This is a genomic window from Thermovibrio sp., from assembly GCA_015488335.1.
Classification (GTDB): domain Bacteria; phylum Aquificota; class Aquificia; order Desulfurobacteriales; family Desulfurobacteriaceae; genus Balnearium.
Window position 1 is genome coordinate 1 of the sequence record WFNZ01000069.1, and the last position, 21,514, is coordinate 21,514.

Annotated in this window: 27 protein-coding genes; 6 read left to right on the plus strand and 21 right to left on the minus strand. The window is 44.4% G+C overall.

Annotated elements, in window-relative coordinates:
* Positions 1–645: FAD-dependent oxidoreductase (locus F8H35_RS08625; protein WP_472573136.1), on the plus strand; the 645-nt coding region annotated here is incomplete at its 5' end.
* Between the two features lie 21 nt (positions 646–666).
* Here the strand turns inward: F8H35_RS08625 and F8H35_RS08630 are convergent.
* The 3 genes from F8H35_RS08630 to F8H35_RS08640 are packed head-to-tail and all read right to left on the minus strand — an operon-like array spanning position 667 to position 3,077.
* Complete coding sequence (locus F8H35_RS08630) at positions 667–1,218, minus strand: RNA methyltransferase (protein ID WP_472573137.1); 552 nt, start codon at positions 1,216–1,218, stop codon at positions 667–669.
* Between the two features lie 30 nt (positions 1,219–1,248).
* On the minus strand, positions 1,249–2,757 hold the full coding sequence (locus F8H35_RS08635) for an ABC1 kinase family protein (protein ID WP_472573138.1): 1,509 nt from the start codon (positions 2,755–2,757) through the stop codon (positions 1,249–1,251).
* On the minus strand, positions 2,757–3,077 hold the full coding sequence (locus tag F8H35_RS08640) for a phasin family protein (protein ID WP_472573139.1): 321 nt from the start codon (positions 3,075–3,077) through the stop codon (positions 2,757–2,759). Before F8H35_RS08640 ends, F8H35_RS08635 begins: the two co-directional genes overlap by 1 nt.
* 62 nt (positions 3,078–3,139) lie before the next feature.
* Between F8H35_RS08640 and F8H35_RS08645 the strand changes: the two genes are divergently transcribed.
* On the plus strand, positions 3,140–5,071 hold the full coding sequence (locus F8H35_RS08645) for an LPS-assembly protein LptD (RefSeq protein WP_472573140.1): 1,932 nt from the start codon (positions 3,140–3,142) through the stop codon (positions 5,069–5,071).
* On the opposite strand, the gene F8H35_RS08650 is transcribed toward F8H35_RS08645, so the two are convergent.
* From F8H35_RS08650 to F8H35_RS08685, 8 genes are all read right to left on the minus strand, one after another.
* A complete protein-coding gene (locus F8H35_RS08650) occupies positions 5,055–5,927 on the minus strand; it encodes a hypothetical protein (RefSeq protein WP_472573141.1) in 873 nt (290 codons plus the stop codon). The two genes, F8H35_RS08645 and F8H35_RS08650, sit on opposite strands and share 17 nt — an antisense overlap.
* Positions 5,927–6,727, minus strand: coding sequence for an ABC transporter permease subunit (locus F8H35_RS08655; protein ID WP_472573142.1), 801 nt, complete (start codon positions 6,725–6,727; stop codon positions 5,927–5,929). Before F8H35_RS08655 ends, F8H35_RS08650 begins: the two co-directional genes overlap by 1 nt.
* On the minus strand, positions 6,724–7,617 hold the full coding sequence (locus tag F8H35_RS08660; protein WP_472573143.1) for an ABC transporter ATP-binding protein: 894 nt from the start codon (positions 7,615–7,617) through the stop codon (positions 6,724–6,726). The genes F8H35_RS08655 and F8H35_RS08660 overlap by 4 nt, the downstream gene beginning before the upstream one ends.
* Positions 7,618–7,641: 24 nt before the next feature.
* The gene (locus F8H35_RS08665; protein ID WP_472573144.1) at positions 7,642–8,178 is read right to left on the minus strand and encodes a type IV pilin protein; all 537 of its coding nucleotides are present in this window, start codon (positions 8,176–8,178) and stop codon (positions 7,642–7,644) included.
* Between the two features lie 91 nt (positions 8,179–8,269).
* The gene (locus tag F8H35_RS08670; RefSeq protein ID WP_472573145.1) at positions 8,270–8,848 is read right to left on the minus strand and encodes a type IV pilin protein; all 579 of its coding nucleotides are present in this window, start codon (positions 8,846–8,848) and stop codon (positions 8,270–8,272) included.
* Positions 8,849–8,990: 142 nt separating this feature from the next.
* Positions 8,991–10,364, minus strand: a complete 1,374-nt coding sequence (locus F8H35_RS08675) for an MBL fold metallo-hydrolase RNA specificity domain-containing protein (protein ID WP_472573146.1) — start codon at positions 10,362–10,364, stop codon at positions 8,991–8,993.
* Positions 10,361–10,789, minus strand: coding sequence for a thioredoxin family protein (locus F8H35_RS08680; protein ID WP_472573147.1), 429 nt, complete (start codon positions 10,787–10,789; stop codon positions 10,361–10,363). The genes F8H35_RS08675 and F8H35_RS08680 overlap by 4 nt, the downstream gene beginning before the upstream one ends.
* A 10-nt stretch (positions 10,790–10,799) precedes the next feature.
* Positions 10,800–11,798 (minus strand): 4Fe-4S binding protein, encoded by a 999-nt coding sequence (locus F8H35_RS08685; protein ID WP_472573148.1) that lies wholly within the window; start codon positions 11,796–11,798, stop codon positions 10,800–10,802.
* Between the two features lie 85 nt (positions 11,799–11,883).
* Here F8H35_RS08685 and leuS point away from each other — a divergent pair, with 85 nt between their 5' ends.
* From leuS to yedF, 4 genes are read left to right on the plus strand one after another with little or no spacing between them, the layout of a single operon-like run.
* Positions 11,884–14,634, plus strand: a complete 2,751-nt coding sequence (gene leuS / locus F8H35_RS08690; RefSeq protein WP_472573149.1) for a leucine--tRNA ligase — start codon at positions 11,884–11,886, stop codon at positions 14,632–14,634.
* A 3-nt stretch (positions 14,635–14,637) separates the two neighbouring features.
* Positions 14,638–15,162, plus strand: a complete 525-nt coding sequence (lptE, locus tag F8H35_RS08695) for an LPS assembly lipoprotein LptE (RefSeq protein ID WP_472573150.1) — start codon at positions 14,638–14,640, stop codon at positions 15,160–15,162.
* The gene (locus F8H35_RS08700) at positions 15,131–15,448 is read left to right on the plus strand and encodes a hypothetical protein (protein ID WP_472573151.1); all 318 of its coding nucleotides are present in this window, start codon (positions 15,131–15,133) and stop codon (positions 15,446–15,448) included. The genes lptE and F8H35_RS08700 overlap by 32 nt, the downstream gene beginning before the upstream one ends.
* Entirely contained in the window at positions 15,435–16,046 is a 612-nt protein-coding gene (gene yedF / locus F8H35_RS08705; RefSeq protein ID WP_472573152.1) for a sulfurtransferase-like selenium metabolism protein YedF, read from the plus strand. Before F8H35_RS08700 ends, yedF begins: the two co-directional genes overlap by 14 nt.
* Here yedF and F8H35_RS08710 read toward each other — a convergent pair.
* From F8H35_RS08710 to F8H35_RS08755, 10 genes are all read right to left on the minus strand, one after another.
* Positions 16,014–16,784 (minus strand): hypothetical protein, encoded by a 771-nt coding sequence (locus F8H35_RS08710; protein WP_472573153.1) that lies wholly within the window; start codon positions 16,782–16,784, stop codon positions 16,014–16,016. The two genes, yedF and F8H35_RS08710, sit on opposite strands and share 33 nt — an antisense overlap.
* A 165-nt stretch (positions 16,785–16,949) precedes the next feature.
* Positions 16,950–17,942 (minus strand): tyrosine-type recombinase/integrase, encoded by a 993-nt coding sequence (locus F8H35_RS08715; RefSeq protein WP_472573154.1) that lies wholly within the window; start codon positions 17,940–17,942, stop codon positions 16,950–16,952.
* Positions 17,933–18,139 carry a helix-turn-helix domain-containing protein gene (locus F8H35_RS08720; RefSeq protein WP_472573155.1) on the minus strand — a complete coding sequence of 69 codons (207 nt, stop codon included), beginning with the start codon at positions 18,137–18,139 and terminating at the stop codon, positions 17,933–17,935. Before F8H35_RS08720 ends, F8H35_RS08715 begins: the two co-directional genes overlap by 10 nt.
* Positions 18,140–18,895, minus strand: coding sequence for a hypothetical protein (locus tag F8H35_RS08725; RefSeq protein ID WP_472573156.1), 756 nt, complete (start codon positions 18,893–18,895; stop codon positions 18,140–18,142).
* 189 nt (positions 18,896–19,084) lie between these two features.
* Positions 19,085–19,708, minus strand: coding sequence for an FAD-dependent thymidylate synthase (gene thyX / locus F8H35_RS08730; protein WP_472573157.1), 624 nt, complete (start codon positions 19,706–19,708; stop codon positions 19,085–19,087).
* On the minus strand, positions 19,705–19,845 hold the full coding sequence (locus F8H35_RS08735; protein WP_472573158.1) for a hypothetical protein: 141 nt from the start codon (positions 19,843–19,845) through the stop codon (positions 19,705–19,707). Before F8H35_RS08735 ends, thyX begins: the two co-directional genes overlap by 4 nt.
* 100 nt (positions 19,846–19,945) lie before the next feature.
* Positions 19,946–20,191: a hypothetical protein gene (locus F8H35_RS08740; RefSeq protein ID WP_472573159.1), complete on the minus strand. Its 246-nt coding sequence runs from the start codon at positions 20,189–20,191 to the stop codon at positions 19,946–19,948.
* Complete coding sequence (locus F8H35_RS08745; protein WP_472573160.1) at positions 20,172–20,459, minus strand: hypothetical protein; 288 nt, start codon at positions 20,457–20,459, stop codon at positions 20,172–20,174. The genes F8H35_RS08740 and F8H35_RS08745 overlap by 20 nt, the downstream gene beginning before the upstream one ends.
* 10 nt (positions 20,460–20,469) lie before the next feature.
* On the minus strand, positions 20,470–20,865 hold the full coding sequence (locus tag F8H35_RS08750) for a PD-(D/E)XK nuclease family protein (RefSeq protein WP_472573161.1): 396 nt from the start codon (positions 20,863–20,865) through the stop codon (positions 20,470–20,472).
* 27 nt (positions 20,866–20,892) lie between these two features.
* A partial coding sequence (locus F8H35_RS08755; protein ID WP_472573162.1) for an AAA family ATPase occupies positions 20,893–21,514 on the minus strand: 622 nt, incomplete at its 5' end.

Genomic DNA, 21,514 nt, shown 5'->3' on the forward strand with positions numbered 1-21,514 from the left:
GGATTTTTAATGAAAGTTAACACGGGAGAAACCCACCCCCTCCTTGCTCCGGAAAGGGAGGTGGAGCTCCCCCAGAACAAGAGGGTCGTAGTAGTAGGCGGAGGGTTTACCGCCGTTGACTGTGCTTTAGTTGCCGTAAGGCTTGGAAACGAAGTGGAAGTTGTTTACAGGAGAACAAAGGATTCCTCCTCTGCAAGGGAAGATGAGTGGGAAATGCTCGAGGAGGAAGGCGTAAAGATGAACTGGCTCACACAGCCGGTTGAAGTTGTTGGAGATGAGGAAGGGAATGTTAAAGCCCTCAAGTGCGTGAAGATGGAGCTGATTCCACAGGAAGGGGGAAGACCTAAAGTTAAACCTATAGAGGGCTCTGAGTTTGAGATACCCTGTGATGTTGTAATCTTTGCAGTGGGTCAGGGAGACAACCCTGTTGCCTACAAGGACTTTGAGGGACTTAAGATTGATAAGTGGAACAATCTGTCAACGGTTGACGACGAGTTCAGGACAAACGTTGAGGGAATTTGGGCCGGCGGAGACGTTGTAAACGGCGGAGACCTGGTCGTTACGGCGATAAAGCACGCCCAGATAGCTGCAAGGTCTATCCACAAATACCTTATGACCGGAAAGTGGGAATACAGAGGGGAGTAGTTTTACGGTGGGCCTTCGGGCTCACCTTCCCAACAACCTGTCTAAGATAATTGCAGCTGCAGACCTGACAGAGAGGTGGTTGTAATCTGTAGGCCCTTCTATCGGCTCCAAGATGTAGTCGGCAGACGAGATAAACTCTTCGGTTAAACCCCAGCCCGTTCCAAAGCAGATGATAACGTCCTCTCCTACCTCTATTTTCTTTTTCAGATATTCGTAAGAAACGCTGTTTTCATACCTTCTGGCAGAGGTTACAACAACTTTCGGCCTTACTCCGTCTCTTTCCTCAATATCTTTAAGGGCGTCTTCAAAGTAGGGAACGGCCTCAACTATTTTGAGGGCTTCCCACCGTTTTGGGTTGTATTCTCTTCCGAAACCGCTCTGCCAGAAGGAGAGGAGTTTCCTGGCGAGCCAGAGGTGGTTCTCTATGGGCTGGACAACGTAGTAGCGCTTCACATCAAAGGTCCTTGAAGCCCTTGCTATGTCGTGGATGTCTAAAGTGGTTAGGGACGTCGCAACAATTTTTCTGCTCTTGTTGTAAACGGGATAGTGGAGAAGAGCTGTATATACGGCCATCTACCTCTCCTTTCCGTTTTTGAAAGGATACTACTTTGCAGCTAATTTTTTGAAGATGTAGAGAGAGGGAATGTAAACGAGAAGAAGCTTAGGGGAAAGGGCGAGGAGTATGGAGAAACCCAAAACAGAAGCACTCCAGAAAGGGACTAAACTCTCTGTTCTCTTTTCTTTTTTAAGATTTGATTTCACAGCTGTTGGGAGCTGTGAGAGGAGCTCCCCGTAATCCATAGCCAACCTCACTCCTTTCCTCTTTACCGCCGAAGCAACCATTTTGGGAGCAATCCTTTTCAGGTAGGGCTTTAAAATGGGCGGAAGCCTGAAGTCCGGGTAGATTATCCGGGCTATTGACTCAGTATGGGCAATTGTCTTCATGAGGGTAACCAGCTCTTCAGGAAGAACGATCTTAAACCTCCTTGCAACAGAAAGTTCCTCGTAGAAGAGTCTTTCAGCGTCAATCTGGGAGAGAGGCCTGTTGTAGTATTTATCAAGGAAAATAAGAACCTCTCTCTTTAAGAGGTTCTCGTTAACCCAGTTCCCCACCGCCCCAATCCTCTTCAGAGAGCTGACAATTACGTCAGGGTCTTTTTCCATAACACCCAGAGAAAAGAGAAAGAACTCGGTTAAGGTATCAGGAGAGAGCCTTCCTACTATTCCAAAGTCTACAAAGGCGAACTTGTCATTTTTCAAAAGAAAAATGTTTCCTGGGTGGAGGTCTCCATGGAAAACGCCAAGCTCAAAAACTGTTCTATTGACTATCTGAACAAACCGTTTAGCAAGTTCTTCCCTCTTAACATCTGGAAACTCGTAAAAGAGCTCAGGAGAGAGCTTTTTCCCCCTTACAAATTCCGTTGTCAGGTAGCGGGAAGAGGAAAACTCCCAGATAACTGCTGGAACGTAGAGGAACGGCTCTTTTTTTGAGAACTTTCTGAAGAGTTCCATGTAAGCGGCCTCAGCCGTTAGGTCAAGCTCGTTTACGAGCATCCTTTCAAACTCCGAAACTATCTGGGGAACTCTAAACTCTTTAACTGCAGGAATGAAAGAGAACAGTGAAACGAGGCTTTTAAGGGTTGATACATCTCTCTTTATGAGCTCTTCGGCTTTCGGTCTTATAACTTTCAGGGCAACTTCTCTGCCGTCTTTAAGAATTGCCCTGTGAACCTGGGCTACAGAACCTGAACCGATAGGTTTCTCATCTATGTATTGGAAGGCTTCTTTCAACTCCGGATAGTGGCTGAGGAGCTCCCCGAGGGGCTGGGGAGGAACTCTGTCCTGGAGTTTTTCAAGTTCCTTTACATATTCGGCAGGAAGGAGGTCAACCCTTGTTGAGAGGAGCTGGCCGATTTTAACGTAAGCTCCCCCTAATCTCTCCAGAGCAACTCTTAACCTTTCAGGAGGGGGGTAGGAGAGGAGCTCCCTGTAAGGAAAAAAAATGAGGCTTAAAAGGAAAGCTCCAACGGGTGTTAAAAACCCTGCAATAATTTCGTACGAACAGAAGAAAAGGTGGCCGACAACCTGCCAAAAACGGAAAAGGCGAGACATCAGCTCTTCTCTTTAAGGGTCTTCTTCAGCTCCTCAATTTCTCTCTTAAGCTCCTGAATTTCTTTTTTCAGCGTGTCAACCTCCTCTTTGGTTGCCACGGGGAGCTCTCTTAAAACCTTCTCTATTTCTTTTGCTATTTCCTCTTTCTGCTTTTCCATCTGTTCCTTAAGCTGCTTGAGAAACTTCTTTCCTTCCTCCTCAGACACCTTCCCCTTCTCCTCAAGCTCTTCAATAAACTTTTCAACCTTTTCTGAAACAAGAGAGATAAAACCTATCTGTAGAAGTGCAACCTTTTTAACAAGCTCTGCCGGGCTTTTCATCTCCACCTCCTATGAGTGATTTCAGTTTAAAATTATGAAGATAAAAGAGAAAGGGGAAAGACTTGAAAAAGTTAGTTGTCCTCTTAGCGCTCCTTTTTCCAGCCGTAGTCTTTGGAGAAGTTCCGGTAAAAATATCTGCAGAAAAAGTATCGGGAAACGTAGAAACGGCCGTTAGAGCATCTGGAAGAGTTGTAATAACGTATCGGGACGTTGTAATAAAGGGGAACAATGCCCTGTACGATAGAAAAAGGGGAATACTCAAAGTGTGGGGAAACGTTGAGATAGAGGAGAAACCGGCGCACCTTTTCTGTAAGGAGATAGTCTACAACCTGAAGACAAAACGGGCAGTTCTAACAGACGTTCACGGATTCCTCTCGCCAACTGACAGGATAAGGGCAAGGGAGATTGAGAGGCTCTCAGAGAAAGAGTGGATCGCGTACGACGGAGAGTATACCCCCTGCTCCCACGACTGCCCCGACTGGTCTGTAAGCTCAAAAAAGTTCAGAATCCTCCTCGGAGAATCCTTCAGCGGGAAGTGGGTGGCCTTCAGGGTAAAAGAGATTCCCATCTTAATTTCTCCCTACCTTTCCGGTCCGATTCAGAGGAAGAGGAAGTCGGGATTCTTAACCCCCAGGCTCGGCTATATGAGTAAAGACGGTTTTGTTTACCGGCAACCCGTTTACTTCGTTCTGGGAAGGAGTGCCGACCTTACGCTAACGTACGAGAAGAGAACACTAAACGGAGAGGGTGGTGAAGGGGAGCTCCGCTACGTTTTAGGAGAGAAAAATAGAGGAGACCTCACCTACTATCAGCTTGATAGAAAAGATGGAAAAGACTGGAAGGTCAACTTCTACCACACATACAATCCCAACGACTACCTGTACCTCAACACAAACGTAAACATAGTTAGTAGTAGGTCTTACTACATAAACACTTCTGACTTTAACGTAGAGGAACAGACTCAGCTCTACACAAAATCAACAGTAACCGGGTCAAAGCTCTGGGAAAGGGCAATTTTAAACGTTAACTCAACCTACTTCCGTTACCTTACAGGTTCAACAAACACAGCTTACCAGAAAGTTCCAGAAGTTAACTTCTACTTAATGGATACCCCTATACCCAGAACACCTCTAACGTTCAACTTCAGTTCAGATATTACCTACTTTTACAGAGAAGCCGGTGGAAGCAGCTACCGACTAAACGCCCTACCCTCTTTGAGACTAATTAAAAAAATAGGAATAGTAAAGAACTCTTCAAAGCTCAGCTACCTGCTTACTTCTTATCAGACAGGTGGAAGCAGACATCTGTGTGAGTTTGAAAACACTTCAGAGGTTAACAGATTCTTTCAACTCGGACAGTATAGCATCTCTCTCAACCCCAAACTTTCCTTCTTCTACAGAGAAAGTAAAAACCAGAGCTCTAACCCTTTCTTTGACCTTACAGATAGGTTGAAGGGCGAAAGGACAATAACCCCAGAGATAGAAACCTTTATCTACTCACCGGAAGGAAGAGTAGCAAGGATTAACCTCTCAACGGGATACAACCTAACAGGGAACTGGAATAAACTATCCTTTGATGCAGATACGTCACCGACTAAATGGCTCAGTATCAGAGAAACCTTCCTCTTTTCTCCGTCAGAAGGGGAGCTCCGATTCTCAAACACACGCATTTCACTGAACCTACCCCACGGAACTTCCCTCTGGAGCAACTACTACAGGCAGAACATTCCCGAGCAAATAACTTACCTCAGGTGGGGAGCTATTTTCCCGATAAACAGGTTCCTCTCCTTCTCATACCAGCAGAGGTATGACCTTAAGCTTAGAGAGGACAGGGAAAGACAGTACTCACTTCAGATTGACAGAGGATGCTGGACAGGAAATATCTCTTACAGGTGGATAAAGAACTACGACAATACAATAGACTACCAGATACTCCTAAGAATAAACCTCTTAAGGTTGGGAAGTTACGGCTACAAACTCACCGGGAAGAAGTAGATTTCTTAACAGGCCTCAGGTTGCTTGTGGTCCACACAGTGCAATTCTTCTTTTCTATGTAAAACTTTCCACCGTAAGGGTCTTCAGGAATAGCCCTGATTATTCCAGACTTAACAAGATCCTGAAGACTTGAAGGGCACTTTCCAAACCGGTTCCTGTAAATTCTGATTGCCCTATCAAGCTCTTTTATGGCAAGGAGGGCTTTTAACCTTCTTTTAAGTTCCTTTTTAACAGCTCCTTCTTCCGTTCTTTTAAGCTCTTCGTAGGTTACAGCTATAGCAAGGTCAATTTTTCCTGATTCAGCGTAAAGCCGGGGGACTAAAAGCTTCAGGTAAAAGGGAGCTCCCTTCATCTGAGAAGCAATTTTCAGATACTTCGCCCCCTTAACTTTATCGTTTAAAAAGTAGAAATAGTTAAACCCAACAAAAAAGGGCAGCCGCCAGTCCTTTATCATCTGATTGCCATGAAGGAGTATTGAATTGATTTTCAAAAGGAGCTCCCTGTTCTTCTCAACTTTCCAGGGGACGTAAGACCCAAGGTAGTAGAGTGGGTCAAAGTAGTAAGGATCTAACTTCTCAATCACCTCTACGTTCTCAATCAGTCTCTTCCACTCTTCCTCTGTAAACTTTCTCTCCTTCCACCTGTTAAACACGTCGTTTCCCGTTAGATAGCAAAGGTTCATAAAGAGAAGGTCTGCAGCCGGACTTCTTAAGCCGGGTGAGGAGAGGAGAACCTGACTGTAAGAGTAGGGAAGAACAGGAGCTACCTCGTTAACCCGGGGTTTGCTTTTATCGGCTTTCAGCATAAACGGAATAGAAACAACAACTAAAAGAAAAGCTACTAAAAGCCGTTTCACTACAACTCTCTCCTGTCAAACAGGTAGGTAGCAACAAGAAGAACTGCAGAGGTGTAAATAAGAGAGTAAATAAAAACTGATGCGAAAAAGAGAGGAGAAACTTTGACAGCTAAATGGACTACATAGTCTTTTACATCAAAAAGAGAAAAGTTTGGAAACAAATAGTAAGCAATTTGAACGATTAGTTTATTGACAGGAGAAACGTATTTTGATGATACTACTAGCTCTTTTACAGGGGAGAGCTCCAGTCCGGCAAGAAAGAGAAAAATTGCAGAAATCAGAGCCAGAACTTGGCTTGTAAAGAGAATTGCAAACAGAACGCCAAAAGCTGAAAGGAAAACTCCCATTAGAAATACCAGAAGCGAGAGGAGAAAGACCCTTTCAACAACGACAACATGAGGAACGTAAAGGTTTGCAGTGCCGCTTATTACGAGTATTCCGGATGTGACAATAAAAAAGGAAAAGAATACAAAAATGGCTACAGCTACGGCACAACCTAAAAACTTCCCGAGAACGTAATCGCTCCTCTTTAAAGGCTTAGAGAGAATAAGATAGACAACTCTGTCTGATACATCCCTAAAAGTGCTACCAACAGAAACAAAAACAGAATAGAGGGCAACGGTAAAGAAGAAAAACGACAGGGCAAAATCCATGGCTACCTTTACAGTGTCTCCAGCAACAACATTTGAAATAAGCTTGCTGACAAAAAGCAGGAAAACCTCTAAAGTTAGAAGACCGATAAACGACTTTTCTTTAAGGAGCTCTTTAAAAGTAATCTTTGCAACTGGAAAAGGGTTCAACCAGCCCTCCTGTTCTCCTGAATGTAAGAAACCAGTATCTCTTCAAGGGAGAGTCTGTCCGGTTCAACACTTATAATCTCATATCCTTCAGACTTTAAACGCTCAAGTAACTGCCACAGCTCATCTACACCAACTTTAAGAACTTCAAGGCTGCTACTACCCCGCTTTCTAACTGTTATTACGTAGCCCCTTAAAAACTCCTGAACGATGTTTGCAACGCTATCTAAAAGCTTTATCTTACCGTCAACAATGATCGCTACTCTATCTGAAAGTCTCTCAACGTCTTGAATAATATGTGAACTGTAAAAAACGGCCTTTCCTTTCTCCTTCAACATTTTCATAACAGAAGCAATTATGTTCCTGCCAACAGGGTCAAGACCGCTCATCGGTTCATCTAAAATAAGAAGGTCTGGGTCATTAATCAGCGTAGAAGCAAAAAGAAGCCTCTGAACCATTCCCTTGGAGTACGAAGAAATGGGCTGTTCCTCTACACCTGTTAGATTAACAAGTTCAAGGAGTTCAGCAAACTTTCTCTTCCTTTCATAGTAGGGTATACCGTAAACGTCTGCACAGAAATCTAAATACTCTTTTCCCGTTATAGAACCGTAAATGTAAGGCCTTTCAGGCAAGAAACCTAAATTCTGCTTAACAGAAATATCTGAATTCGGCTTTCCAAATATTAAAATTTCCCCAGAATCCGGCTTAACAAAATCCATAATCACTTTTATTGTTGTTGTTTTCCCGGCTCCGTTCGGACCTATAAAACCAAATATCTCTTCAAATACTTCAAAGCTTATACCTTTAAGAACCTTCTTTTCTTCTTTCTTAAAGCCAAGAAGCGAGTTTTTCTTGAAAGTTTTTCTTAAATTGTTAACAACAAGAACTCCCAAAACTGCCTCCGGTTTTAAGAAAAATTAGAATACGGAGTAGTTAACGTAAACGACCTTCTCTGGCGGTTCGTCGGGAATAAACAGTTTTCCAACTTCCCCGTCGCCGTCTAAATCTCCCTCTGCTTTCGCAAGTATATCTATGACATTATCCCTTGAAACGGTAAAACCGTTCTCAACAACAGAGTTACTGTAACAGGTTTCTATATCTGCCATACACTGAGCTACAGTGTAGTTACCGTTACTCTTTGCAACCCCATACCTGTACCTTAAAATTCCTACAGGGTGAAAACCTATGAAACGAAAGTAGGAATCGCTGTTCCACTCGTAAGTTCCCTGAGGTGGCGGTACGTCTGTTGGAGACCAGTCGCAGGTAACGTACCGGCTTTTCTCAGCCCTGTAGACCTCTTCAAGCTGCCTTATATGACCAAGGTTTGTAATAGCCTCTATCCGCTTTGAAGACAGGGAATAGCGTTTGTAGTAGAAAGAGGAAACTGTAGCAAGTATACCTATTATTACTACCACTACCAACAGTTCAAGTAGTGTAAAACCTCTCCTCCCCAACTATCCTTCCTTTTTGTAGGTTTAATGAAAGTTTATCAAACAAAATAAAAAAGCGGGGGAAATTTCCCCCGCCCTGTATCTTCTTAATCCATTAAAACTCGCTTGCACCAGCATCAACCGGGTCAGGATTGATTTTAGTGTGTTCATCATCCCTGTAGAAACCTGCTTTGTTTCCATCACCGTCAAGGTCGCCAGTTGCTGCAATTGTAATGTCTACACCACTGGTAACGTTAACACCGTTCTGCAGTTGACCACTGTTGTCAATAGAAGTATCAGTATCGTATGTGGTAGCATCGTTAGCCATGCTGTTTCCTGCTGCAGCAGGGTTTTGGGGAGCTCCAGATTTAACACCGTAAACATAGTAAACATCACCCGCAGGCTTAAAGCCAATAAGGTCAAAACCAGCTCCAGCCGTTTGAACAGACCAAGCATGTTTAGTAGGTCCAGGAGTTACTCCGTTTGGAGCAGCGCTACATTGAGCATACTGGCCGTGTTCTGCAGCGAAACCTTCCTCAGCAGTTACAATAGCTCCGATGTTCTCTTTGGCCTCTACAGTCTTAGACCTCAGCTGGAACTTCCTGTACTGAGGAATGGCGATTGCTGCAAGGATTGCGATGATGGCCACAACAACCATCAGTTCAATAAGTGTGAAACCTGAGCGTTTCCTCATCCGATACCTCCTTAAAATTTTGTTTTGCCACCAAATATTTCTAATAGCAATCTCTATGCCAAACCTGAAAACTGAAGAAATCTGTTAAATCCGGGTTTTCACAGAGAGAAATTTGACGAATTTGTCACATCATATTGACAATTTACGTCAGAACAGAAGAGTAGAGCTCCGGCACAAGTGGATCTGTTTGGAGCTCTCTCTTAAGAATGGGAACGAACTTATCAATAACAGGCTTCTCTCCGTGAACCAGAATAACTTTACTATCCTTAGTGGCAGCGCTTTTCACCCAGTCAAGGAGCTGGGGCTGGTCGGCGTGGGATGAGAAACCGTTTATCGTGTAGACCTTCAGCTTAACGGCTATTGTTTCGTTGAAAACTTTTATCTTCTTAGCCCCTTCAACTATCTGTCTTCCTATCGTCCCCTCTGCCTGATAGCCGACGAAAATGATTGAGTTCCTTTCGTCCCATGCTCTGTGTTTCAGATGGTGGAGAATCCTACCGCCGGTGCACATTCCGTTTCCGGCAATGATTATCGCCCTTCCCCTGTAGTCGTTTATCCTCTTTGAATCCTCAACCCTTCTGGTGAACTCTAAATAGGGAAAGTCAAAGATGTTTCCTCTCTGCTCAAGCTCTTTTAGAACCATCTCCTCTAAACACTCAGGGTGGCGGCGAAAGGTTTTCGTGACAGATATTGCAAGGGGGGAGTCTAAGAAGACTTTACAGGGGGGGAGCTCCCCCTTTTCATACATCTTCTTAAGTATGTAGAGAATATCCTGAGCCCTCTCTAACGCAAACGTTGGAATGAGGACAACACCGCCCCTTTTAAAGGTAGAGAGAACTGCCTCTTTAAACTCCTCAACAGACTCTTTAAAACTCTTGTGCTTCCTGTTTGCGTAAGTGGTCTCCATAATAACAACGTCTGCTTCTGGGGGAGTTTCAGGGTCTCTAATCAAAGGCTTTCCCCTGTTCCCAATGTCTCCACTGAAAACTACTCTCTTCCCCTCAATCTCTAACTCAACGGTTTCTGAGCAGAGGATGTGGCCGGCGTCTAAGAAGCGAAATTTAACCAGGCCAACCTGATACCATCTGTGGTATTCACAGGGTTTAAAGTGGTTAAATGTGTCAAAAACTTCGTCTAACGTGTAGAGGAGCTCCTTTTTCTTCTTCCCCTCCCTGAGCCTCCTCCTGTTTACAGTTTTCAGCTGCTCTTCCTGAACCTGCGCAGCGTCCATAAGGATGAGGCGGGAGATATCTATAGTTCCGGAAGTTGCGTAAATCTTTCCCCTAAATCCCTTTTTAACCAGGTATGGAAGCCTTCCGCAGTGGTCTAAGTGGCCGTGGGAGAGGATAACGAAGTCCACTTCCCGGGGGTCAAAAGTGAACTTGGGGTTTAAATCTTCAAGCTCTTCACTCCCCTGAAAGAGGCCACAGTCTAAGAGGAACTTAACACCGTCTGTTTCAAATAGGTGGCAGCTTCCTGTAACTACCTGAGCAGCTCCGTTAAATGTTATTCTCATTTCAGCTTCTCCCTCAGAGTTCCTTCGTTTATCGGGCCTATAAGAACTTCTTTAACTTTACCACCTTCTGTGATTATAAGGGAAGGAGTTGCAAGAACTCCCAATTTCCTTACAACTTCAGGATTTTCCATTGCGTTAACTTTTACAAAGTGAACATCCTTCAACTCTTTAGAGAGCTTTTTAACAATGGGATCAACGAACTTACAAGGCTTACAGTTGGGAGAGTGGACGTAGATTACTCCTTTCCCCTTTTTGAGCCTGTGAAACTCCGGAATGTCGGGAATCTCCTGTCCTTTCATCCTTTTTGATTTAAAAGCCCAGTAGAGTCTTATACCAACTACAAAAATCACATAGGTAACTATGAGAACAAAAACGACATCAAAAAATATTGCCGCAACCTTCATAAGAGAATCTGGGATAGCCATGGTTAACCTCCTAACGTATCCAGTGCGAATTAAAACCGTTTTTTAGCAGAAGAAAAGCCTCTTCTCTCAGAGTCAAAACAGAATGCCAAACGCCAAGCATCTTAAAAATTGCTATGCTTCCAAAAAATAGAACAAGCAAAACAATAGGATAGAGAAGTTTGGGGAAACTTCTACCAAATATTTCAAGTTTCAAAGCTCCTGTAGAACAGCTGTCCTGACACTTCAAACACATAATACATTCAGTATTATTAAATTCAATACTTTTGAAGGGCAGTAAACCTACAGGACAGACATTACAGTCTCTACAATTTTTACAAACAGTTTTTTCTCTTCTCAGCCTTAATAGAGAAAACATGTTGAAAACACCGTAAAAAGCTCCTAAAGGGCAAAGATAACGACACCAAAAACGCGGAATTATAAAAGAAAATCCTATAATGAGAAGAAAGATAACGGCATATGAATTTTCCTTTCCGTGAAATAGGTCTATCCAGAACTTAAACAGTTTTATATCTGCATCTACGTTAGATTGCCGGGCAATCATTATCATTGCCTGAGCTGGCATCTTAATCATAACGTAAATGAACCAAAAAGCTATAAGATACTTAGGTGTTCTCAAAATAGCGTCTAAAATACGGAAAATTCCGGTTTCCCTCATTCTATTAAGCTTATTAAATTCCAGTTCAAATCTTAAATTTCTCACCCGTAGGTAGGTCAAAAAGTCTAAAATTGTTCCTACAGGACATATCCAACCGCAAAAGCTCTTACCAATAAGGAGCGTAGTAAAAATAGTTGATAAAATAATTGCCATTGCTGCAGGGTGAAAAGGGTCTGTTATACCCGTTTTTACCTTAAGAATTACATCAAATACACCGGCTATGGGTAAAAACGCATCTGTAAAATCAGGACGATTGCTACCACAGTAAACGAATTTGTAAAACTCGTAAACTCCAGATGAGATAAGAAGAAAGAAAAAGATCTGAACATTCCTTCTAACAGATTGAATTTCCACTGTAACCTCCAAGGGTCTACAGTAAGAATAACTTATGCTATGTTATCAACAACACATCGGTTCTTCAAAGGAGGTTATTAGAAAGATGCAGGAAAAGTATAACTTTAAGGAGATAGAGGAAAGATGGCAGAAAGTATGGGAGGAGAAGGGAGTTTTTGGGAGCTCCCCCGACCCTTCAAAGAAGAAGTACTACGTCCTTGAGATGTTCCCGTATCCTTCCGGGAAGATCCACATGGGGCACGTAAGAAACTACTCAATAGGGGATGTTGTTGCAAGGTTTAAGAGAATGTTCGGCTACAACGTTCTCCACCCTATGGGTTGGGACGCGTTCGGGCTGCCGGCAGAGAACGCCGCCATTAAGAGCGGAGTTCACCCGAAAGACTGGACTCTCTCAAACATCGCCAACATGAAGGAAGAGCTAAAAAGGTTAGGCCTATCTTACGACTGGAACAGGGAAATTGCCACCTGCCTGCCGGAATACTACAGGTGGAACCAGTGGCTCTTCATAAAGATGTTTGAGAAAGGCCTTGCCTACAGGGCAAAGGCAACGGTCAACTGGTGCCCTTCCTGTTTAACTGTTCTTGCAAACGAACAGGTTGATGATGAGGGAAGGTGCTGGAGGTGTGGAACAGAGGTTGTTCAAAAGGAGATTGACAGCTGGTTCCTGAAGATAACTGACTACGCTGAGGAGCTCCTCAAAGACCTGGAGCTCCTCAAAGGCCACTGGCCGGAGCCTGTAATAACGATGCAGAGAAACTGGATAGGGAAGAGCGTTGGAGCAAAAGTCCAGTTTGAGGTTCCTGAAAAAGGAAAAACGATAGAGGTTTTTACAACAAGGCCAGATACTCTTTTTGGAGTTTCCTACGTTGCACTTGCACCTGAACACCCGCTGACGGTGGAGCTCTCTAAGGGAACTGAGCAGGAGGAGGCCGTTAGAGAGTTCGTTGAGAGAATGAAAAGGGTTGAGAAGAGGAAGAGGGAGAGCGGAGAGCTTGAGAAAGAGGGAGTGTTCCTTGGAGTTTACGCAGTTCACCCCCTAACAGGAGAGAGAGTTCCCGTTTACACTGCAAACTTCGTTCTGATGGACTACGGAACGGGAGCCGTTATGGCCGTTCCAGCCCACGACCAGAGGGACTTTGAGTTTGCAAAGAAGTACGGCCTGCCGATTAAGATTGTTATAACGCCTGAGGGAGAAGAGCTGAAGCCGGAAGACTTAACAGAGGCCTACACTGAGACGGGAGTTCTCGTTAACAGCGGAAAGTTTACAGGGTTAAAGAGTGAAGAGGCAAAGAGGAAAATAACTGAAGAGCTTGAAAATCTCGGGAAGGGTGAAAAGGCCGTTCAGTACAGGCTGAGGGACTGGAACATCTCAAGGCAGAGGTACTGGGGAACGCCTATACCCGTTGTCCACTGTGAAAAGTGCGGAATTGTTCCCGTTCCAGAGGAGGAACTCCCCGTAAAACTCCCCGAAAACGCTCCGCTGTTAGGTGAAGGCCGCTCACCCTTAGAGAGGGTTCCTGAGTTCATAAACACCACCTGTCCAAAGTGTGGCGGCCCCGCAAAGAGAGACCCGGACACTATGGACACATTCGTTGACTCCTCCTGGTATTTCCTGAGGTTCTGCTCTCCAAAAGAGGAAAAACTCCCATTTGACCCTGAAGAGACCGGCTACTGGATGGTTGTTGACCAGTACATCGGCGGAATTGAGCACGCCGTTTTACACCTGCTCTACTCAAGGTTCTTTACAAAAGTTTTGAGGGACTTGGGGCTGTTCAGGGCAGAGAGGAAAGATGAACAGGAACTATTCTTCAAGGCGGGAGAGCCGTTCCTGAACCTCTTAACTCAGGGAATGGTAAACAAGAGGTGGGTAAGCGTTAAGAACCTGTTAAAGGCCTTTAACCTGACGGAAGAGAGCCCCGTTTCTGCCCTGATAGAGGCTCTAACTGGAAAGAAAACAGAGCTAACAGAAACAATCGGCTCTCTTATGAGGAGATACCACATTTCAGTAGGAGACAACGCCGTTTTACTCCTTGGAACGGAAGAGATTAAAAAGTTCATAGATGATTTTGACTCCCTTATGGAGAGGCTTGAGAGGGAATACGGCGAAGTTTCAAAGATGAGCAAGTCAAAGCTAAACATAGTAAACCCTCAGGATATGGTTGAGAAGTACGGAGCAGACGCAACAAGGCTCTACGTCCTCTTTGCAGCTCCTCCTGAAGCTGAATTTGAGTGGAAAACAGAAGGGATAGAAGGAGCTTACAGGTTCCTGAGAAGGGTCTTCCAGTTTGTGGCCGAGAAGAAAGACCTGTTTGAGGAGGAGTTCTCAGGAGAGCTCTCTAAAAGTGGAAGGGAGCTCCGCCGGAAAACCCACGAAACGCTACAGAAGGTTACGGGGGAGCTCTCAGAGAGGTTCAAGTTCAACACGGCAATTGCGGCCATTATGGAGCTCTTCAACTCAATTTCTGCCTTTAAGCCAGAAACAGAGGGAGACTACAGAGCTCTGAAGGAGGCGATTGAGAAGCTGATAGTTATGCTCTCTCCGTTTGCCCCCCACATAGCTGAAGAGATGTGGGAGATGACGGGCCACACAACACTGCTTGCATCTGAAAAGTGGCCAGAAGTTGAAGAGGAAGCCCTTAAGAGGGAAGAGGTTGAGATTCCTGTTCAGGTAAACGGGAAAGTTAGAGACGTTATAAGCGTTCCCGTTGACGCAGACGAGGAGACGGCCAGAAGTATTGCCCTTTCAAGTAAAAAGGTAAAAAGGGCTGTAGAAGAGAAACAGATTGTTAAATTTATCTACAGGCCTGGAAGGATTATTAACATCGTTGTGAGGTAGGTTTTGAGAATACTGATTTTGCTGATTCTCAGCTTTTTATCTTTCGGGTGTGCTTCCGCCCCAAACAGGGTGGGAGCTCCCCACAAACTTGAACACGTTTACCTTGAGCCCGTTACAAACAGAACTTCAGAAGAGGCCTTAGACGTAATATTCACCCAGGTTGCAAACGACGTATTTGCCGAAGATCCGAGGTTCAGAGTTGATCTGAAACCCATTCCAGACGTATCAATAGTAGTCAAGCCTTCTGTTGATTCAATCTCTTCTGTGGCCGTAGGGTTTGACAGGAGAGACGTTGCAAGGGAATACCAGCTAAACGTTGTAACAACGGTAAAGCTCATAAAGTATGGTTTCAAAAAGCCCCTTGCCGTATTTAAAATAGAGAGATACGGGTTCTACGACGCCTACGGCAGCGCATCAGAGGTTGAGGAAAAAAAGAAAGAGTGTCTGAGGAGAATAGGAGAGCAGATATTCAGAGAAGTTGCAGAGAGGCTCTACGTTGAAGGTTCTAAGGAAGTTCAAAAACGGTAGATACACACTGATTGAAGCGGAGTGGGAAGGAAAGAGGTTCATCTACCTGAAAGACGAAGAACAGAGAACCGAAAGCCTTGGAATTGCAAAAGGGGAACTCCCCCTGAACCAGATGTGGGAAAAAAACCTGCAAAACAGTGAATACTGTCTTCCCTGTGAGCTACTGCTTAAGTTAGAGCAGAAGGTTTTAAAGGGAGAAAACACAGTTGCAGAGCTTGGGATAACTTTAGAGAGGCTTGAGAAGTTCAGAGAGCTCCTCAAGGAGGTGGAAAATGAAGACAGTTGACTGCAGAGGACAGGCCTGCCCGATCCCAGTTTTAAAGACAAAAGAAGCACTCTCACAGTTAGAAAAGGGAGAGATAACTGTAATCGTTGACAACAAAGCCTCTCGGGAGAACGTAAAGAGGTTTGCACAGAAGGAAGGGTGCTCCGTTGAGGTTGAGGAGAAGGATGGCCTTTTCTACATAAAGATTACAAAAGGAGGAACTCCAGAAAAAAGGAAAGAGGAAAAGCCCGAAGAAGGGGGAGCTCCTCAACCTAAAAAGGGAAGACCTGTTGTCTTCATAGCCTCATCCTACGTAGGTGAAGACCCTGAATTGGGAAAGATCCTCATAAAAGGGTTCATAAAGACGTTTCTCAATGCTGACCCGATGCCAGAGAAGATAGTTCTCGTGAACACGGCAGTTAAACTGGCCTGCAGAGGAGCAGACGAAGAGATACTGAACGCACTGAAGGAGCTCTCTAAAAAGGGAGTTGAGATAATCTGCTGCGGAACCTGTTTAGACTACTTTGGCCTCTTAGACCAGCTTGAAGTTGGGGTCGCCTCAAACGCCTACGACGTGGTTCAGTCTTTAGTTAATGGGAGCTCCGTCATCAGGCTGTAAAAAGGAGATCCGATAGCTTTCGGCACAGAGGGAACCCCAGAAAACGGCCGTCAGGTAGAAAACGGCAGCTCCCAAAGGAGAAAGGATAAGGGTTATTGTAAAAACAAAACCGAGAACAGCAAAAACTGTAAGCAGTATTCCACCTAAAGTTATAAGCTTAAAGTACTGGAAGCTCATCGCCTTTTTCCAGAAAGTTGGAGTAAATATTCTGAAAAAGCCCAAAAAGGCTTCCCCAAAGTTCTCTCTGCTCATTCCATAACCGACTCCCAGAGGAACGAGGTAAAGATACGTAAGCCAGACAGTTGAAATGATGAGAAAATAGACCAAACCGTAAAGAAGAGCATTTTCTACCGATTCAACACTCTTAAAATCGTAGATAAGCCCGGTAACAAAAAGAAGCCCAAAAGTAAACAGACTTAAAGCTGTTGTAACTATAAAAGAAGCGAAGAAAATTCCAGATGAAACCTGTATATTCTCGGTAAAGACTTTCAAAACTGTTGAATTCTTCAGAAATTCAAGAAGTTCTTCTCTGCTTTCTGCCCTTAAGAAAGCTTTACCGTAATAAACTTCCAATTGAGTGACAATGAGGGAAACAATAATCTGGCCAACAAATGAAAGAAACGGGACAAAATGAAAGAAAAAGAGGAGAATCAAAATTAAAAAGAAAACAAGGACAGCTTTCCAGTTCTTTAAAACGGCAGAGAAACTGTAATCTAAGAGAAGAGCAAAACGGCTCATTGAGAACTCCTGAGGAAAAGTTTGAGGAATTATACATTGTTCTTATTAGATGGTGCTGGCGGGGGGGCTTGAACCCCCGACCTGGGCATTACGAGTAGTCAGAGTTTTGTTGTATTTCAAGGGCTTAAATCGGTGGTGGGTGCATTTTGGGTGCAAAACCGTGTTTCAGATGGGCAGTTTTCTGATGGCATCCTGCAGGTGAGCAGGCGCCAAATGGGCGTATATTTCTGTTGTCCGGTAGTCCTGATGACCGAGGAGCTCCTGCACGGTCTTGAGGTCAACTCCTGACATTACCATCAAGCTGGCAAATGTATGCCTTAAGTCGTGAATTCTTACGTTAGGAAAGCCAGCTTTTCTGAGGTAGGCTTTAAGCTTATGATAAACGTAATCTTTGTGATAAGGAACCAGCTTACCAACGGCTGGCAACCTCTTTTCTATCTCTTCCTTGAGGCGGGGATGTATCGGTATAACCCTGCTCTGGTAGTTTTTAGCTTTCCTGACAACTATAACCCCTCTGTTAAGGTCAACGTCAGACCAGCGAAGGTTGACGACCTCTGAGAGCCTCATTCCGGTATAGATAAAGAGCTTGAATACAAAAGCCCAATAGTCGCTATCTATCACTTCCAAAACCCTGTTTATCTGCTCAGGAAGTAAAAAGACCGGAGGTTTCTGTTGAACTCTTAGGAGTTTGTAACCCTTAAAAGGATGTTCTTTTACAAACTCCCATTCTACGGCCTTAGTCAGGGAAGCCTTTAAGTGCCTTATGTGAGTGTTAACTGTATTGCGGGATACTCCTGTTGCTAACAAATGAGATACGTATTCGTCTAAGTGTTTACGGGATAGGGACTTAAGATAGGTATCTCCAACCACTTCCTTAAAGTTGTTAAGGACATATACTCTTTTGCGGTAGGTAGCGAAAGCGAGATTTTCTCTTGCCCAGTCAAGGTATTCGGGAATGAACTCAGAAAGGAGTATCTTCTGTCCTTCTTTGAGGATTATGAGTTTCCCCGCTAAATACTCCCTCTTTAGCTTGTTAAAAAGGCGAACGGCCTCCGCCTTGTTACGCGTGCGGAGGCTCTTTTTTACTCCTCTCCTGAACTCTACATACCAGATGCCGTTCTCCCGCTGGAATAGACGCATGTTGATATTTAACCGCATTGTTTAACCTCGTGCAAGAGAGCTTCTGTTTTAAGGTCGTCCTCGCCAAGGAATGCGTCTATGCTTTCTCTATCCCAAAGCCATTTGTTCCCTGCTTTTTTAGCGTAGATGAAGCCCTCAAGGTAGTATTTCTTAAGAGTTTTAAAACACAGGTTTGTATATTCTTCAGCCTCTTTAGTAGTGAGCCAGCGTTTCATTTAAGCCTCCACGAACGGCAGAGTTTGTTGACAGGAAGAAACCCTCATAACGGCCTCTATGTAGCCTATAAACTTCCTCTCTTCCCAGAGAGGAGCGGTTGAATCTATTGAGTGAACTCCAAGTTTTCTTGCCTGATAAATCCTCTTTACGGAAGGAACCCTTCCAATGTGGCACTTTATCCCCAGCTCTTCTGCAAGCCTTACCCACTTGGGGGCAGTCTCCCACTTCCAGCGGGTAGTCCCCCCCACAAACAGGACTTCTACGCAGTAGCAGGAGACAAAGTCTCTCACTTCCCCCTCTTCCATTCCGTCCTGAAGAGCAAGGGCAAAGGGTATTTCAATCCCTTTTAACTTCTCTGCATAAGAGGCCGAAAACTCAAGGCTCTCCTTTCCCCTTCCTATGAGGTCTGGGAGAACGAGAAAGTCGGGCCTTTTGCCCGACTTGAGGGATTTCTCTATAAGGTTGAAAAAGGGCCTCTCTTTAAAGGGTTCTCCCTTGAGCCAGTATTTGAACGCCCCGTTGTCAAGGAAGTAAAAGAGATAAGAGTCAAAATGTTTTTTTGTGGTGGGAGAAACGCAGGCTCCTATCCCGATTTCAGCAAGGAGTTCTCCAAGAGCCCTTTGAGGAGCTCCGAAGTAGGTCTTTATCTTAGGAGTCTTACCTTTGAACTTCTCTATGAAAGGTCTGATCCTCTCAATGAAAGGTGCCTTCTTTGGAGTGGTTCCACTGGGAATGGGGAATAGAGGTAATTTCATAAGACAGCCTCCCTATCAAGCTTTCAGGGAAGCCGAACAGGGGGACGGGCAGGGAGAGGAAATAGTCAGGTTAGTCTCCTTTAATATCATTGTGGTCTTTCCTTATCCCTCTATACACCTCAAAGAACATAGCAAAAAGCAGGAATGCAATAATAAGCACTCCTATTGAAAGAAGTAGAAGTTTCATTCTTACCCTCCCTCCACCAAATCCTCAAACAATATCAAGTGCTCCTCTGGTAAAGCCTCAACAACCAGCTCAGCTACTCGTCTAATCTCAAAGTGAGCAGCCGGGTGAAGCCTCAGCTTTAGGAAGTTCCTTAAAGACCTTGCGTTAATTGTCCAAACAAGCTCTGTCCTAAAACTTTCAGGTAACAGATATTTAGCAACATCGTTAGGAAACTTCTTAACGGCTCTCTTTAACTCCAGCAGTATTCCTAAGAGAGCTTCCCGCTCCTTTTGCGTGAATTCCTCTGGGATTACACAGAATTCAGCAGGGTCAACAATAGCTCCTGAAAGTAACTTCTTTAGCGTGTATCTCGTTGACTGCACGGAGTAGCTTGCAATTCTGTGCCTAACAAGTTGCTGCAGAAATCCTCGGGAAGCTCCTTTGATGCGGAATGTATAGGACACGTGCTCTATAACCGACTCGTGGCCTAACGCTATAAGCCTTTTGAGTAGCTTACGGTTATTCTCTCCTATATTCCTCTCATCAGCATAATCATCTCTATCAAAAGATTTGTAGCAAGTCCGGGCGCCAATGATGGCGTTCCGAACAGGAGAATGAGAGCAGAGCTCCACGGTTATGTTTTTCATCTTTCCTCCTTCATCGCTGCTATTAGTTCAATTACTGCTTCAGCTATCTTCTTTCCTGCTTCTGTCAGCTTATATCCAGCGCCAGGCCTGGTAATAAATCCCTGATCCCTGAGCTGTTCTATTGCTTGTTCTGTCAACTGAGAACGGTATTTGAGTCTTCTTGTGATAGTTTCGGATGTTTTGTAAGGGCTGAAATAGAGATAGAGAAGAACTTTTAACTTGATTAAGCGGATGTTTCTAAAAACAGAGGCGCACCTTACGAGGTCCTTCTCCGTAATCTCTAACAAGTTTTGGCTTCCGCTTGACATGTTTTGCTCCATCCCTCACAGGTTTTCGTTTCGGTTCTTCTTTCACGTAAGGAGCTGTAGCAAGAATTCCAGCTACTTTTTCTAACTCCTCCGGTAAGCAGTAGACGTCTATCGTATCTCCGTATTGATCTACCCTAAACTCCGAAACTTTCCCCTTAACCCTTGCTCTCCACAAAAGCCGCCTGCAGAGCATTGCTTTTGCTCTGTCTCCTTTTAGTCTTATGAGTTCCATAATCCCCTCCTACAATCTGAGCATCTGGGCCAAAAATCAGCTTGACCATAAAAACAGGAAAACCATCAGGCAGTATGTAGTAGAAATGGTGGTCAAACTTTGTAGGGAAAACGGTTTTGCAGAAAAACTCCTTCTTTTGTCCGTTTTCCCAAAAGCAGATGTATTTGTCGCCCGTGAAAGGCGCCTGCTTTAAAGGAACCTTAACCTGCATTTTCTCCTCCTTAAAACGGGATGTCATCAACGTCTTCTACTTCTTCTGTGCTCTCATCGGATTTTCTATCAAGAGCAACTTCTCTGTCGCAGATAGCGTCTATAACTCCCTTGAAGGTTTGACCCTGAATGTGAACCTTAAATTCAACCTCTACCTGCTTAATCTTCAGCTTCTCTTTTTCCAGAAAGGACTTAAGAGCCTCAATAAAAGGCTCGGCATCTTGATGCCGAGCTTCTCCACGGCCGTAAGCCTCCAGTTGTTTGTGTATCCACTTCCCGTAATCAACAGCGGGGCCGACCTTTGCCGGCAGCCCCGCAACGTAGGAAAGGTAGTAAGCCCGTGGGCAGGACAGGAAAGTCTCAATACTGCTTACGCTTTCGTAATCTCTTGACATCTGGAACCTCACCTGAAAGAGATAAAAACTGCTCTAAGGTTAGGCGGGTGCTTCTTCCAATTTGGAGGTATATTCCTTGGCTTCTTTGTAGGTTACTTTTTCTATTGGTTTTCCCAGGTCAAGCTCAACATCAAAGCCAAGCTCTCTAACGTCTGCCGCCCACTTTTCTCTTAAAGCATTGATAATCTCAAGTGCCTCTTTCTCCGTAAGTTCCTTAGAGGAAGACTTGCCGAACCTTTCTCTAATCAGCTCTTTGTGGTCCACTCCAGCAAGTCCAGCCCAAGCGTGAATACCCTTGATGTACTTCTGATCTAATTCAGTATTAGCAGGTATATTGCCGCCAGAGCCAGTATCAGAAGAAACACTTCCAACCTCTTCTCCTCTAATCAGTTTCAGGATATACTGAAAGTCTGGAGTTATCTCGTCCGGCAACTTCCCGCTTCTGTCTTTCGCATACCACTTGGCCGTAGGAGTAACGGAAAGGACTCTCTTGCCGTCTTTAATAACCCTGAGATAGCCTACGATGTCAACAATTGCAGGAATAGCTACCTTGAGTTGACCAGGAACCGCAGGTCTCTTTACAAGAGAATCCTCATCTTTCTCTTCAGTCTCAAGTGCTATAAAGATTGTGTTAATGCTTTTTGACTGTAGAGTCCAAATG

Excerpts from the sequence above, each read along its gene's own strand:
- F8H35_RS08630 (WP_472573137.1), bottom strand. The coding sequence starts at position 1,218 with ATGGCCGTATATACAGCTCTTCTCCACTATCCCGTTTACAACAAGAGC.
- F8H35_RS08635 (WP_472573138.1), bottom strand. The coding sequence starts at position 2,757 with ATGTCTCGCCTTTTCCGTTTTTGGCAGGTTGTCGGCCACCTTTTCTTC.
- F8H35_RS08640 (WP_472573139.1), bottom strand. The coding sequence starts at position 3,077 with ATGAAAAGCCCGGCAGAGCTTGTTAAAAAGGTTGCACTTCTACAGATA.
- F8H35_RS08670 (WP_472573145.1), bottom strand. The coding sequence starts at position 8,848 with ATGAGGAAACGCTCAGGTTTCACACTTATTGAACTGATGGTTGTTGTG.
- F8H35_RS08675 (WP_472573146.1), bottom strand. The coding sequence starts at position 10,364 with ATGAGAATAACATTTAACGGAGCTGCTCAGGTAGTTACAGGAAGCTGC.
- F8H35_RS08680 (WP_472573147.1), bottom strand. The coding sequence starts at position 10,789 with ATGGCTATCCCAGATTCTCTTATGAAGGTTGCGGCAATATTTTTTGAT.
- leuS (WP_472573149.1), top strand. The coding sequence starts at position 11,884 with ATGCAGGAAAAGTATAACTTTAAGGAGATAGAGGAAAGATGGCAGAAA.
- yedF (WP_472573152.1), top strand. The coding sequence starts at position 15,435 with ATGAAGACAGTTGACTGCAGAGGACAGGCCTGCCCGATCCCAGTTTTA.
- F8H35_RS08710 (WP_472573153.1), bottom strand. The coding sequence starts at position 16,784 with ATGAGCCGTTTTGCTCTTCTCTTAGATTACAGTTTCTCTGCCGTTTTA.
- F8H35_RS08715 (WP_472573154.1), bottom strand. The coding sequence starts at position 17,942 with ATGCGGTTAAATATCAACATGCGTCTATTCCAGCGGGAGAACGGCATC.
- F8H35_RS08720 (WP_472573155.1), bottom strand. The coding sequence starts at position 18,139 with ATGAAACGCTGGCTCACTACTAAAGAGGCTGAAGAATATACAAACCTG.
- F8H35_RS08725 (WP_472573156.1), bottom strand. The coding sequence starts at position 18,895 with ATGAAATTACCTCTATTCCCCATTCCCAGTGGAACCACTCCAAAGAAG.
- thyX (WP_472573157.1), bottom strand. The coding sequence starts at position 19,708 with ATGAAAAACATAACCGTGGAGCTCTGCTCTCATTCTCCTGTTCGGAAC.
- F8H35_RS08745 (WP_472573160.1), bottom strand. The coding sequence starts at position 20,459 with ATGCAGGTTAAGGTTCCTTTAAAGCAGGCGCCTTTCACGGGCGACAAA.